Here is a 14,068-nt window from a genome sequence, read left to right on the forward strand (position 1 = left end):
TGCGGATGCGCAGGCCGTGGGGCTGGTGGCGGCGGAAGAGCACGCCCGCGAAGGTCGAGACGTACACACGGTGGTCGTTCCACTTCTTCGCCGTGGCCGAGTTCATGGCGGTGGGCCTGCCGTTCACCGGCGGGCACGGGGCCGGGCTCGGGCCGTTGCTGCCGGTGCTGGCGCTCGCGCACTGCACGCTCGGTGCGGTGACGGCGTCACGGGCGCTGGACTGGACCCGCGGGCGCCGGCCGCAGCCGGTCCGGCTGCTGTGGAGCCTGGCCGCGGTCACCGCGGCCGTGGCCGTCGTCGCGGTCTGGATCGCGGAGCGCGGCCCGGACCACGAGGACGTCGCCGCCGCCGCGGGCGGGGTCTTCGGAACCGTCCTCGTCTTCGGGGCCGGCTTCACCGCGCTCGGCGTGCGCAGGCGGAGACGGGTGTTCGCCGTCGTCGTCGGCTTCGCCCTGGGCGCCGGAGTCGTCGCGTTCCCGATCGGGCTGCCCGGCGCGGCCGCTCTGGTGACGATGGCGGCGGTGTTCCTCGGAGCCGGCTTCCTCGCCTTCACCTCCGTCTTCTCCGTGTGGCTGCTCGACGCCGTCTACCGGCTCGACGAGGCCCGTGACACCCGGGCCCGCCTCGCCGTCGCCGAGGAGCGGCTGCGGTTCGGACGGGATCTGCACGACGTGATGGGCCGGAATCTGGCGGTGATCGCCCTGAAGAGCGAGCTGGCCGTGCAGCTGGCACGGCGCGGGCGGCCCGACGCCGTGGAGCAGATGATCGAGGTGCAGCGCATAGCGCAGGAGTCGCAGCGCGAGGTGCGCGATGTCGTACGCGGCTACCGGGAGGCCGACCTGGGCGTCGAACTCGCGGGTGCACAGGGGGTGTTGAAGGCGGCCGGGATCGCGTGCGAGGTGAGTGCGGAGACCGGCGGGCTGCCCCCTGAGGTGCAGTCCGCGCTCGCCTGGGTGGTACGCGAGACCACCACCAACGTGCTGCGGCACGGAGACGCCGGCCGGTGCGCGGTGGCGCTGCGGCGGTCGGAGGGGAGTGTGGTGCTGACGGTGGAGAACGACGGCGCGACGCCCACCGCCGAAGGCGGCGGGTCGGGGCTCGCCGGGCTGCGGGAACGGTTGCGGGCGGTCGAGGGGACACTGAGCGCCGGACTCGTCGACGCGGGCATGTTCCGGGTGGTCGCCGAGGTACCGCTGAGCGATAAGGACGCTGTGAGAGAGGTCACTTCATGACGGTGCGGGTGTTGCTCGCCGACGACGAGCACCTCATCCGGGGTGCGCTGGCCGCGCTGCTCTCCCTGGAGGACGACCTGCTGATCGTCGCCGAGGCGGCCACCGGACCGGAGGCGCTGGCGATGGCCCGGGCTCATGAGCCCGACGTGGCAGTCCTGGATCTTCAGATGCCGGGCGCCGACGGTGTGAAGGTCGCCACATCCCTGCGGGCCGAACTGCCCGGCTGCCAGACACTGATCGTCACCAGCCACGGGCGGCCCGGGCACCTCAAGCGGGCGCTTGCGGCAGGTGTGCGCGGGTTCGTCCCGAAGACAGTGAGCGCGCAGCGGCTCGCGGAGATCATCCGCACCGTGCACGCCGGGAACCGTTACGTCGACCCGGAGTTGGCGGCCGACGCGATCGCGGCCGGGGACTCGCCGCTCACCTCGCGCGAGGCGGAGGTCCTCGAACTCGCCGCCGACGGGGCGCCCGTCGCGGAGATCGCCGAGCGGGCCGCGCTGTCGCAGGGGACCGTGCGGAACTACCTGTCCTCGGCCGTCTCCAAGCTCGGGGCGGAGAACCGGCATGCGGCGGTGCGGCTCGCCCGGGAGCGCGGTTGGGTATAGTTGGCCTCGCGCCACGGCGCAGTGCGGACGTAGCTCAGTTGGTAGAGCGCAACCTTGCCAAGGTTGAGGTCGCGAGTTCGAGCCTCGTCGTCCGCTCCATCGCAAAGGCCCCGGTCATCGACCGGGGCCTTTCGCGTCGGCGCTCACGCCCAGGCGGTGCCCGTCAGACGCTCGTAGGCCTCCACGTACTTCGCGCGCGTCGCGTCCACGATGTGCTGGGGCAGCGGCGGCGGGGGCTGCTCGCTCGCACGGTCCCAGCCGGACTCGGCCGAGGTCAGCCAGTCGCGCACGAACTGCTTGTCGTACGAGGGCTGCGCCCGGCCCGGCTGCCACTGGTCGGCCGGCCAGAAACGGGACGAGTCCGGGGTGAGGACCTCGTCGGCGACGACCAGGGTCTCGCCCTCGAAGCCGAACTCGAACTTGGTGTCGGCGAGGATGACGCCCCGGTCGCGGGCGATGTCGCGGGCACGGCTGTACACGGCCAGGGTCGCCTGGCGGAGCTGGGCCGCGGTGTCGGCGCCGACCTGGCGGGCGACCTCCTCGTAGGAGACGTTCTCGTCGTGTTCGCCGACGGCCGCCTTGGTGGCGGGGGTGAAGATCGGCGCGGGCAGCTCGCTGCCGTCGACCAGGCCCTCGGGGAGGGCGAGGCCGCACACGGTGCGGGACTCCTTGTACTCGGCGAGGCCCGAGCCCGTGAGGTAGCCGCGGGCCACGCACTCGACGGGGACCATCTGCAGCGACTTGCAGATCAGCGTGCGGCCGGCCCAGTCGGCGGGGGCCCCGGCCGGCAGCTTCGTGCTCAGCACGTGGTTCGGGATCAGGTCGGCGAGCTGGTCGAACCACCACAGGGAGAGCTGGGTGAGGACGCGGCCCTTGTCGGGGATCTCGGTCGGCAGCACCCAGTCGAAGGCGGAGGTACGGTCGCTGGCGACCATCACGAGGTCGCCCGCCTCGTTCTGGTACAGCTCGCGCACCTTGCCGGTGTGCAGATGCACCAGGCCCGGCACCTGAAGCGGCTCGGGCTTTTCTACGAATCCGGACACGGTTCCTCCCCGTGGTTCTGTCCTAGAGGCTTGATTGTCCCTTACATCAGGATTGATCTAGGACAGCGGGTGGGACGGAGACGGAAACCGGGGGGCACGGACACCGGGTGGGGCGGGGACGGAGAACGGACGCGGCGGGGTGGACGGGCGTCAGGCGCGCTTGCAGATGCGGTCCAGGAGGTTCGCCGTGGCGCGTTGGATGCGGGGGTCCACATGGCCCGGGCGGTCCAGGGCCGGGGACCAGGCGAACGTGCCGGAGGCGAAGACCAGGGCGCCCGAGGGGGCGCGGTAGAGGGACGTCTCCTGGTGCCGCTGGACGCCCTCGCCGTCGCGGTAGGGGGAGTGGGCGAGGAGGATGCGGTCCTCGTGCGGCGGGAGAGGAGTGCGCGGGAAGTAGCGGTCGGCCTCGCCGGCGACCAGGTCCTCGATGCCGTCGCCCTCGCTCGCGCCGGTCGCCTCCCACAGCCAGTGGCCGGCGTTGCGGACGATCAGCGGGTGCGGCTCCGGCACCCGGCCCGCGTACTGGATGCCGACCAGTTGCTGCTCGGCCCGGTCGATCTCCCGCCACAGGACGGGCCTGCCCGGCCCCTTGCGCTTGCGGCAGGTGAGCAGGCGGCTGGGGACGCCCGACGGCGACGGCCCCAACTCCACCTGCCAGTACAGAGAGTTGGCGGACAGGAACACCAGCGAGGTGCCGCTGTCACGGGCGAGTTCCACGGTCCGGCGCATGTTCGTCGACCAGTACTCGTCGTGGCCCGGGAAGACCAGGCCCCGGTAACGGGTGGGGTCGACGTGACCGGCGTGCAGATCGCGGGCGTCGGCGTAGGCGAGGTCGTAGCCGTAGCGCTCGGCCCAGCGGATGAAGTCGTAGGCGTGGCCGACGTGGAGGGGTAAGCCCGCGCCGGCGTACGGCCGGTCGAAGGAGACCGTGGTCGCCGCGTCGGCCTCGCCGAGGAGACGGCCCTTCTCGTCCCAGGCGTGGTAGAGGCTGGCGCCGGTGCGGCCGTCCTCGGGGTAGAGGTTGTAGGCCTGCCAGGTGATGTCGGGCAGGAGCAGGAGCAGGTCGGCGGGGCGCCGGTCGCTGACCGTGAAGGGGATGTGGGAGCGGTACCCGTTGACGGTCGTGAGGACGGCGACGTACGCGCCCGCGTTCCAGTACGAGGGGACCTGCAGGCGCCAGGAGAGCCACCAGTGGTGGCAGGAGACCGTGCGGTCGGCGGTCAGCGGCGGGGGCTGGACGATGCCGGAGAGGCGCGGGCTGGTGGTGATCTTCGCGGCGCCGTCGCCGTCGTAGTGGCCGATGCGGTAGATGTCGACGCTGAATTCCTGGGGCGGGTCGACGGTGACGTGGAAGTCGACGGCGTCCCCGGGAGCGACCGCGCCGGTGGAGATGAAGCCCTTGATCTGGCGGCGCACGTCGTCGGCGGAACGGGGGCCGCCCACCCCGGGCGCGGTGCGGGGACCGGGGACGCGGGGGGCGTCCTGCGCAGGTGCGGGGGCCGTCGGGTCGACGTACCAGGGGACCACCTGGCCGGTGTCGTCGAAGTACGTCTCACTGCCGCGCAGCCAGGGCACGGGGCCCTGTCCGAAGGGGTCGGTCACGGCGTGGGCCAGCGCTCCCGACTCCCATCGACGGATGTGCTCCGGTCCTGGTCCGGGTCCCATGGTGCTCCCCTCCCTCGTGCCCCCGTGATGGTTCGTACGGACGTGACCGCCGTGCGCGTCCGGTCTTCTGCCGACTGTCCTATGTCGCAAGCCCTTGCCATGGGCTCTATCGATCCCAGCACATCACATAACGCGCGCAGGCAGTCACTATTCGTTGCGAATTGGCCGAAAGTGGAATCCGGCACTCCATTCGGTGCGACGCGCGGCGCGGGGCTGCGGGGGGCGGCGGTGCGGGGGGTGGTGCTTGGGGGGGGTGGGGCGTGGAGCGGTCTCTTGGGATGGGTGGGGCGGGCGTGGGGGTGGCTTGGGTGGGTGGGGCGGGCGTGGGGGGTGGGGATGGCATCGGGTTCGGCTGGCAGGGGGCTGGCGTGGGGTGGTGGGGAGGGCATGGGGCTGGCGTGGGGTGGTGGGGAGGGCTGGGGGCTGGGGTGGGGTGGGGTGGGGTGGGGTGGTGAGGCTGGCTGGGGGCTGGGGTGGATGGTGGGGCTGGCGTCGTCGTGTGGGCTGGCTGGGGCCGCCCTGGGGCGTGTGCGCCGGCTTGGGACGGCGGAGCCGGTGCGGATGGGGTGGCCCCGGGGCCTGTGCGACCGGCGTGGGCCGGAGCCCGTGCGACTGATGCGGCTGATGCGGGCGGGGCCGGTGCGGCTGGTGCGGCTCGGGGCCGGTACGGGTCGGTGCGGCCCGGGGTCGGCGCGGCCGGTGCGCCCCGGGGTGGCCCAGGCGGGGGTGGCCCGGGGTGGCCCGGGGCGCACTCAGCCGAGCCGCACCGGCTTCTCCGGTCGTATCCCCAGCGACACGAGCCAGGTGCGCAGCGGGCCCGCGTCGCCGTCCTCCACGAGGCTGAGAACCCGCGGGGTCAGGTCGGCCACGCGCTCGCCGTCGACCAGGAGCGTGGGACCGTCGAGCCAGTCGAGGCCCGGCGTCGCGCCGACGGTGTCCATCGCGGCGCAGCAGACCATCGCCGTGACGTGGTCGGCGAGGAGCTCACGATCGGTACGTGGGGGCTGGAGCGGGAACAGGGGGAGCGCGGCGTCGTCCCAGAGGGCCGCGTCGGGCCCCTGCCCGGCCGCCGACGGCCCGGCGGAACCCTGCGGCACGACCGCCGCCTCCTCCTTGCCGACCTCGACACCGAGCCGAGCGGCAAGTGCGGCACTGCGGGGATTGGCGGGCGGAGGGTCGTCCTCGCCGTCGCCGAGGTCGAAGGGGAAGCCGAGGGCCCGGGCCAGGGGATCAGGGACGCCGTCGGGGTCGGGGGCGGGCAACGGGGCCGGGGCCGGGGAGTCGGGGGCGGCGCCCGGTTCGACGGGGGCGGTCGCGCCCCGTTCCACGGGGGTCGGGCGCGATGAGTCGGGGACGGCGTCGGCAGCGGGGGTCGGGGCCGGCGACTGGGCTGCGTCCGCCGGGTGGCCCGGGCCTGTCGGAGTGGGGCCGGCAGGCAGTCGGCCCGGTCCCGGCGCGTCAAGCGTCTCCCCTTCGGCCGCCGGGGCCGTCGTCGGATCGGGCGGGTCCGTCGGGTGGGCCGAGCCGGTCGGGCGGGCCGGGTTCCCCGGGGCGGGTGTGGCCGGTGGGGCGGCCGTCTGTCGGCGCGGGGGTGACGCCGGGGGCGTGGAGGCCGGGTGGGGGTCCGCCGCGGTGTGGGGGCCGTCCGTCAGGTGTTCCAGGACTCGGGCCAGGGTGGGGCCGCCGGGGTGGTGGACGGTCGTGGGGTCGGGGGCGCGGCGGACGCCGAGGGCGTCGAGGACCCGGTGGAGCCGGGCCGCGTCGGTGCGCCACTTGCGGTCGACGACCTCGTCCGGGTAGTCCTCCCAGGCCACCGGCGACCAGTCCGGGCCGGGGTCCGCGGGACCCCCGTGGAAGAGACGGGCGGCGAGCAGCGAGGCGGCCTCGTCGACGGTGCCGGGCTCTTCGAGCAGGTCGCAGGCGGGGCGCTCGCCGAGGCGGGAGGCGAAGCCCTCGGCCAGCCGGTCGCGCCGGGACAGCTCGGTGAGGGCGGCGACGACCCCCGCGTCCAGCCGGGAGGGCCAGCGGCCCATCCGCCAGGCGGGCAGCGCCACCCGGGTGAGCAGCCGGTCCCAACCCGCGTACGCGAGGCCCACCTGCTCCTGGGCGACGATGCGCAGCCCGTAATCCACAGACTGTGCACGCTCGGCGGCCGCGGCGGCCACCCCCCGCTCCATCTCGACGGCGTGTGCCTGGCAGCCGCGCAGCATCAGGCGCGCCACCCAGCCGATGCCCGAGCAGGCCGGCCGCAGGACGAGACGTCGGCCGCCGCGGTGGGCGCAGACGGCCACCGCCGCGTCCAGCCCGCGCACGAAGCGCCGGGCGGCCGCTATGTCGGGGTGCGCCGAGGGGCCTGTACCGGCGACGACCGGGGCGAGGACGGCGCGCAGCTCGCCGACGCGCATCCACCACAGGAACGGAGAGCCGATGACGAGGACGGGCGCCGCCGTCGCGCGGCGGTGGAGCGGTCCGTGGGAGCCGCCCGGGCCGGCTATCTCGTCACGGTCGCGGGGCGGGGGCGCGCCATGGGCGGGGTGGGTGCGGTCCTCCAGCCAGCTGTCGCAGTCCGGAGTGAGCGCTATCGCCGAGGGCGCGGGGACCTCGAGCCGGTCGGCCAGGTCGCGGACCAGACGGTACAGATCGGGTGCCGCCGTCTCGGCGATGGTCACCGTGGGACTGACGGCGGGCCGGGACCGGGCGACGACCAGGGCGATCACCCCGGCGGCGAGCAGGACGACGACCGCGACGACGGACACCACCGCACGTGCCGCGTCCCAGCCCGGGCCCACGAGGTGCCCGGTGGAACCGCCCGCGAGCAGGATCACGGCGGCCGCAGCGGGCAGCAGCGCGACGGCCAGCGCCCGGCTGCGGATGCGCAGCACGGCCAGTGCCCGGGCGCGCGCTGCGTGCGCGCCCACCTCCACACCCATACCGGTCACGACTGGACGTCACCCCCTCCCTGAAGTCCTGTTTCCCCCGGCTGTCTTCGCAGTGGTCACTCCCCCACTGTGGCACCGCCCACTGACATCGCAATGCCGGTGGGCCAAGTGCCGGAACGAGCGCCGGGACGCTTGCGCCGCACCCTAGTTGGCGGTCCGGCCCTCGTCAGCTGGATAGCTCAGGGTCACTCGATGGAATGGCTCTGGGGAAAGGTGTATGACGGTGGGCAACGATCAGGCCCCGGGTTCCCCGGATCCTCGGTGAGGGGTTCCAGAGTGGCCCGGGGCCTGTAAAACGCCTGATGAGACGCGGTTACGCGCCCGCTGCCGCCTTCGCGGCGATGTCCGTACGGTGCTGGGAGCCGTCCAGGCCGATGCGTGCGACCGCCTGGTAGGCGCGGGTGCGGGCCTCGGTGAGGTCGGCGCCGGTCGCGGTGACGGACAGCACGCGGCCGCCGGCGCTGACGACCGCGTCGCCGTCCCGCTTCGTGCCGGCGTGCAGGACGTACGCGTGCGGGGCGTCCTCGGCGGCCACCTCGGCGAGGCCGGTGATCGGGTCGCCGGTGCGCGGGGTGCCGGGGTAGTTGTGGGAGGCGATGACGACGGTGACGGCCGCGTCGTCGCTCCAGCGCAGCGCCGGCAGGTCGGCGAGGTCGCCGGTGGCGGCGGCCTTGAGGACGCCGGCCAGCGGAGTCCTCAGCCGGGCCAGGACGACCTGGGTCTCGGGATCGCCGAAGCGGGCGTTGAACTCGATGACCCGGACACCGCGGCTGGTCATCGCGAGGCCGGCGTAGAGCAGCCCGGAGAACGGGGTGCCGCGGCGGCGCATCTCGTCGACGGTCGGCTGGAGAACGGTCTGCAGGACCTCTTCCACCAGCTTCGGGTCGGCCCAGGGCAGCGGCGAGTAGGCGCCCATGCCGCCCGTGTTCGGGCCCTCGTCGCCGTCGAGGGCGCGCTTGAAGTCCTGGGCGGGCTGGAGCGGGACGACGCTCACGCCGTCGGTGATCGCGAAGAGGGAGACCTCCGGACCGTCGAGGAACTCCTCGATGACCACACGCTCACAGGCCGCCGCGTGCGCCGCGGCCGCCTCCAGGTCGTCGGTGACGACGACGCCCTTGCCGGCGGCCAGACCGTCGTCCTTGACGACGTACGGCGCGCCGAAGGCGTCGAGGGCCTCGGCGACCTCCTCCGGGGTGGTGCAGACGTAGGAGCGGGCGGTCGGCACGCCGGCCGCGGCCATCACGTCCTTCGCGAACGCCTTGGACCCCTCCAGCTGCGCGGCCTCCTTGGAGGGGCCGAACACCGGGATGCCCGCCTCGCGCACGGCGTCGGCGACCCCGGCGACCAGGGGCGCCTCCGGGCCGACGACGACCAGCTCGGCGCCGAGCTCCACGGCCAGCGCGGAGACGGCGGCGCCGTCCAGGGCGTCGACCTGGTGCAGCTCGGCGACCTCGGCGATGCCGGCGTTGCCGGGCGCGCAGTGCAGCGCGGTGACGGCGGGGTCGAGGGACAGTGAGCGGCACAGGGCGTGTTCGCGGGCGCCGCTGCCGATGACGAGGACGTTCACGGGGGTCAGCCTAACCGGCGCGGGCCGGCGTGATTTGTGCGGGCTTCCGAGGACCGGGCCCCGGGAACACTGTGCGTTCCTCCAAGGCGGCCGCGACGGAGGGGGCGACGAGGCCCGCTACTCGTTGGTGAACTCCTCCACCACCGTCGCTCCCAGCTCACGCACGATCAGTTCGTAGCCGGAGAGGGCGGACTCGTTGAGGTCGGGATCGTCGTCCTCGGGGATGTCGTCCTCGGGGGACACCGGTTCCGGGGCGGGCGGCCGGGACGGGGCGGGGGCGGAACCCGCGGGACCGGAGCCCGACGCCGACGTCGAGGGAGGTCTGTGCTGGGCCGGGGCGCCCGATACGGCGGCCCGCGCGGACGCCGAGGGCGAGGAGGAGGGGGAGGTGCCGGCGGAGGCCGAGGAGGCCGTCGCACCGTCGCCGCCGGAGCCACCGTAGCCACCGTGACCGCCATGGCCGCCGGAGCCGCCCGGGTTTCCGTATCCGCCCGCGCCGCCGGGTCCGCCGGGACTGCCGTAGCCGCCGGGAGCGCCGCCCCCGAAGCCACCGCCGCCGCCACCGAAGCCGCCGGACTGCTGGGGCGCCGAGCCGCCGGACGGGTCGACGACGGCGTCGATCTTCCACTGCACGCTGAACTGCTCGGCCAGCGCCTGCCGCAGCACCTCCTCGCTGCCGCTGCTCGCGAAGTTGTCGCGGGCGCCGGCGTTGACGAAGCCGAGCTGCAGGGTCGTGCCGTCGAAACCGGCGACGTGGGCGTTCTGACTGAGCAGGATCCACGTGAAGCGGCGACGGTTCTTGACGGCCTCGAGGATGTTCGGCCACAGCATGCGGGGGTCGAGGCCCCCGGCGGGGGGCGCGTACCCGGCCGGCGAGGCGGCGGGCGCGGGGGCGGCGGCCGGAGCCGGGGACGAGGTCGCAGGGCCCGCCGGTGCGGCGGGGGCTGGTGTCGCCGGGGGGCGTCCGCCGCCGCCCGCGGGCGCGGCCGTGGGCCAGCCGCCGGGTCGGCGACCGCTGCCCGCCGCGGTGGCGGTGGGCCAGGCGCCCGGGGCGGGCTGGGCGGGAGTCTCGTCCGCAGGCGGGGCGGGCTGGGCGGAAGCGGGCGCGGAAGCCGGGGTCGGCGTAGGCGTCGGCTCCGGCGTATGGGTGGGCGCGGGCATGTGCGCCGCAGGGGCCGCGGGCGTAGCGGCGGGGGGCTGGGCGGCCGGGGACGCCGGGGAAGGGCCGACGGCCTGGCCCGGCCCCTGGCCCCGCACCGCCGCGCGGGCGGCGGCAGCGCCGGCCCCCGGCGGGATAGACACGTCGCCCGCCATGGCGGCGCCGCCGTGCGCCTCGGGCCCGGGCACGTACCCCATCGCGGGCATCGCCGGCGTCGCGGGCGCTCCCTGTGCGAACCCCTGCCCGGGCACGGCGCCGCCCGGCGCGAAGTTCACGCCGCGCTCGATGCGGTCCAGGCGGGCCATGACGGACCGCTCGTCCCCATAGGCGGCGGGCAGCATCACGCGCGCACAGATCAGCTCCAGCTGGAGGCGGGGCGAGGTGGCGCCGCGCATCTCGGTGAGGCCCTCGTTGACGAGGTCGGCGGCACGGCTCAGCTCGGCGGCGCCGAAGACGCCGGCCTGGGCCTGCATGCGCTCGATGACGTCCGCCGGGGCGTCGATGAGCCCCTTGTCCGCCGCGTCGGGAACGGCGGCGAGGATGACCAGGTCCCGCAGCCGCTCCAGCAGGTCCGCGACGAACCGGCGCGGGTCGTTGCCGCCCTCGATGATCCGGTCCACCACCTCGAAGGCGGCGGCCCCGTCCCCCGTGGCGAAGGCCTCGACCACGGAGTCGAGCAGCGAGCCCTCGGTGTAGCCGAGCAGGGAGGTCGCCATGGCGTACGTCACACCCGCGTCGCTCGCGCCGGCGAGCAGCTGGTCCATGACGGACATGGAGTCACGCACCGACCCCGCGCCGGAGCGCACGACGAGCGGCAGGACGCCCTCCTCGACGGGGATGCCCTCCTTCTCGCACACCTCGCCGAGGTACTCCCGCAGCGTTCCCGGCGGCACGAGCCGGAACGGGTAGTGATGGGTACGCGACCGGATGGTCCCGATGACCTTCTCGGGCTCGGTGGTGGCGAAGATGAACTTCAGATGCTCCGGCGGCTCCTCGACGACCTTGAGGAGCGCGTTGAAGCCGGCCGACGTGACCATGTGGGCCTCGTCGATGATGTAGATCTTGTAGCGGCTGCGGGCAGGCCCGAAGAAGGCCTTCTCGCGCAGGTCACGAGCGTCGTCCACACCGCCGTGCGAGGCGGCGTCGATCTCGATGACGTCGATGGACCCCGGCCCGTTCCTGGCCAGGTCCTTGCACGACTCGCACTCCCCGCACGGGGTCGGCGTGGGCCCCTGCTCGCAGTTCAGGCACCGGGCCAGGATCCGCGCGCTGGTGGTCTTCCCGCACCCACGCGGCCCGCTGAACAGGTACGCGTGATTGACCCGGTTGTTCCGCAGCGCCTGCTGCAGCGGGTCGGTGACATGCTCCTGCCCGATGACCTCGGCGAATGACTCCGGGCGATAGCGGCGGTACAGCGCGAGAGACGACACGCTTACGAGGTTATAGGCGACCGCTGACATCGGTCCCATGCCCGGTTCCCGCCGGACCCCCCGCCCCAGCCCCCGGGGAACGCAAGCGCCCCCCACGCACCCGCCAGAGCCAACCTACCCTTGCTGCCTTCCGGCCCTGGGGGAGTTCAGTCAGATAGCGCCGCGTGAGGGGCTCCGCACAGGCTACAGGATCTGAGCGGGAGGAACGAGTTCGCGAGCACTCCTCAACGTCTTGTATTGTTTGCGGCGGAGGATTCGCCTAGAGGCCTAGGGCGCACGCTTGGAAAGCGTGTTGGGGGCAACCCCTCACGAGTTCGAATCTCGTATCCTCCGCCAGTGCCTCACCGGGCACGATGTCGAAGGGCCCCGCTGCTTGCAGCGGGGCCCTTCGTCGTTGTCCGTCTCAGTTCCCGGCTGCCGCCCGTTGAGGACGGCCCGGCACGCGCGGCAGTACATCGCCGCGTACCGTCCGTATCCGCGCATGAGCTGACCGCAGCCGGGCAGCTCATGGAGGGCCGAGGGTCGTCCGACAGTGGCGGTTGAGCAGGGATTCGGCGGCAAGCGGGGGCCACGCTGGTGAGGGGGCCGGTTCGGATCTCGTGTCCTCCGCCGGTGCCTCACCGGGCAGGAGGTCGAAGGAGGTGCTCGGGCTCCGGGCGGTCCAGCTTGTGGGGGACCGGAGCGGATAAGGGCCCGGTGAAGCGACGAAGCCGGCCCCGTCGAGGACAGGGCCGGCCGGCTGTGCGTCTCCGTCTACTTGAGCGCTGCACCGCCCGAGTTGTCATAGGCGATCGTCTTGTTGATCAGGTTGCCGCCGTCGGTCTCGACCGATGTCTGTTCCCCGTGCCCCGCACCGAACAGCAGGCCGGCGATGTGCGCGTTCGCCACCTGGTCCATGTGCGCGAAGAACCAGTCCACCTTGTCGTCCTTGTAATGGTTGAGGGTGTTGTTCTGCGCCATGTTGCCCACGGGGATCTGCCACAGGACCACGGGCTTGCCCACGGACTCGGCCATCGTCTTGTAGAACCCCAGCTGGGCCTTGGCCTTCTGGTCGGTCCAGAAGTTGTCGTAGCCGCCGTGGGCGGGCTGTGCGTACCAGCCTGCGTCGCGGTCCGACACATCGGCGACCAGGAAGTCGGCGTCCTTCGCACCGAGGTTCGCGTAGTCCTTGACGCATCCCTGGATGTTGTTCTGCCAGTCCCAGCAGGAAAGGTGGAATCCCACGGTGGTCTTCGGCGCGTACTTGTGCGCCATCGTGATCAGGCAGCGGGAGAGTCCGGCGGCGCTGTTCTCCTGCGATCCGCAGTCCGTCGGATTCGCGGACGAGACCTTCGCGGCCACCTTGTGCGGATCGCCGAGCGACCGGACGTAGCCCCAGAAGTCAGGCTCGAGGTCGATCATGTTGTCCGAGTTGCCGATCTTCTGGAGGAAGAATCGGTAGTCGTTCATGTAACGGGTGAGCAGGTCGACCCTGTTGATGGCCTGGACCTCGCCCGGACCGTCGCCCTGGCCTGCCAGGTCCCCGAGGTCGCGCAGCGAGTACCAGGTCCAGAAGAACTTCTGCGGGCGCGCGCTGCCCTTGTAGGTCGCCTTGGCCACATGGTCGTTCCACCAGGTGACGTAGTTACCGGGCGGTGTCGTGCTGCCTTGCCAGCAGCCCCACCAGCTCTTCCACTCGTCCTTGCACTTCGCTGCCGTGTAGTAGTCCGACGAGGGCGCGGGCTGGCTGTGAACGTAGGCGTATCGCGCGTCGAACGGTGCGGCGTTCGCCGACTCGTCGGACATCGAGCCGCCGATGAGCACCTTGTTGCTGCCCATGAAACCGGTCGTCGAGCTGCCGCCACCGGCCGCGGGAGACGACGCCGGCGACGGGCGCGTGCCGCTCGGGGCCTGTGTGGCGCTGTCGACGCTGCCGGCCGGGACGAGTTGCCATTGCTGATTGGCTCCGCCCCGGTCACGGTTCTGGACGACTTTGCCCCCGTCGGCCTTGGAGGCGTTGTTGACCTCGACGGCCATGCCGCTGAAGCGATTGACCAAACGCACGTAGCCCGACGACTCCGCCAGCTTGAACTGCTGGTTGGTGCCGTTGCGGTCGCTCCACTGCACGATCTCGGAGCCGGCGGTCTTCGACCAGTTGTGGTCGTCCAGCACCTTGCCGGAGTTCCGGTTCTGCAGCCGGTAGTACCCGTCACCCGCGTCGACGAACCGCCACTGCTGGTTGGCCCCGCCGTGACGGCCCCACTGCACCACCGCCGCGCCGTTGTTCGTGGCGAAACCGCTGCCGTCCAGCACCTTGCCGCTGTTGCGGTTGACCAGCACGTACCAGGCCTTGGGATCCACGGTTCCCGCTGAGGCCGTGTTGACCACGACAACGGAGCCGGTCACGACGGCCATGACGATGGCCGCCCAGACACTCCGACGCGCGAAC

The 14,068-nt window shown here is 73.1% G+C and carries 8 protein-coding genes, 2 tRNA genes and 1 other RNA gene; 4 read left to right on the forward strand and 7 right to left on the reverse strand.

Annotated features, from left to right (window positions below; translation table 11 throughout):
- Positions 1 to 5 precede the first annotated feature (5 nt).
- From ACZ7DE_RS28730 to ACZ7DE_RS28740, 3 genes are all read left to right on the forward strand, one after another.
- Positions 6 to 1,232, forward strand: coding sequence for a sensor histidine kinase (locus ACZ7DE_RS28730; protein ID WP_470766163.1), 1,227 nt, complete (start codon positions 6 to 8; stop codon positions 1,230 to 1,232).
- Positions 1,229 to 1,837, forward strand: a complete 609-nt coding sequence (locus ACZ7DE_RS28735; protein WP_470766165.1) for a response regulator — start codon at positions 1,229 to 1,231, stop codon at positions 1,835 to 1,837. Before ACZ7DE_RS28730 ends, ACZ7DE_RS28735 begins: the two co-directional genes overlap by 4 nt.
- A gap of 23 nt (positions 1,838 to 1,860) precedes the next feature.
- Positions 1,861 to 1,936 (forward strand) — tRNA-Gly (locus tag ACZ7DE_RS28740).
- Positions 1,937 to 1,980: 44 nt separating this feature from the next.
- Here the strand turns inward: ACZ7DE_RS28740 and ACZ7DE_RS28745 are convergent.
- The 6 genes from ACZ7DE_RS28745 to ffs form a co-directional block, all read right to left on the reverse strand.
- Complete coding sequence (locus ACZ7DE_RS28745) at positions 1,981 to 2,880, reverse strand: phosphoribosylaminoimidazolesuccinocarboxamide synthase (RefSeq protein WP_470766167.1); 900 nt, start codon at positions 2,878 to 2,880, stop codon at positions 1,981 to 1,983.
- Positions 2,881 to 3,030: 150 nt separating this feature from the next.
- The gene (locus ACZ7DE_RS28750) at positions 3,031 to 4,545 is read right to left on the reverse strand and encodes a N,N-dimethylformamidase beta subunit family domain-containing protein (RefSeq protein WP_470766169.1); all 1,515 of its coding nucleotides are present in this window, start codon (positions 4,543 to 4,545) and stop codon (positions 3,031 to 3,033) included.
- Between the two features lie 752 nt (positions 4,546 to 5,297).
- Positions 5,298 to 7,475, reverse strand: coding sequence for a M48 family metalloprotease (locus ACZ7DE_RS28755; RefSeq protein ID WP_470766548.1), 2,178 nt, complete (start codon positions 7,473 to 7,475; stop codon positions 5,298 to 5,300).
- A 322-nt stretch (positions 7,476 to 7,797) separates the two neighbouring features.
- On the reverse strand, positions 7,798 to 9,051 hold the full coding sequence (purD, locus tag ACZ7DE_RS28760; protein ID WP_470766171.1) for a phosphoribosylamine--glycine ligase: 1,254 nt from the start codon (positions 9,049 to 9,051) through the stop codon (positions 7,798 to 7,800).
- 117 nt (positions 9,052 to 9,168) lie between these two features.
- Entirely contained in the window at positions 9,169 to 11,640 is a 2,472-nt protein-coding gene (locus ACZ7DE_RS28765; RefSeq protein WP_470766173.1) for a DNA polymerase III subunit gamma and tau, read from the reverse strand.
- A 78-nt stretch (positions 11,641 to 11,718) separates the two neighbouring features.
- Positions 11,719 to 11,817, reverse strand: an RNA gene (gene ffs, locus ACZ7DE_RS28770) — signal recognition particle sRNA small type.
- 71 nt (positions 11,818 to 11,888) lie between these two features.
- Here ffs and ACZ7DE_RS28775 point away from each other — a divergent pair.
- Positions 11,889 to 11,976, forward strand: a tRNA-Ser gene (locus ACZ7DE_RS28775).
- 417 nt (positions 11,977 to 12,393) lie between these two features.
- Here the strand turns inward: ACZ7DE_RS28775 and ACZ7DE_RS28780 are convergent.
- Positions 12,394 to 14,034 (reverse strand): RICIN domain-containing protein, encoded by a 1,641-nt coding sequence (locus ACZ7DE_RS28780; RefSeq protein ID WP_470766176.1) that lies wholly within the window; start codon positions 14,032 to 14,034, stop codon positions 12,394 to 12,396.
- Positions 14,035 to 14,068 lie beyond the last annotated feature (34 nt).

Source organism: Streptomyces sp. NPDC037083 (assembly GCF_055606485.1).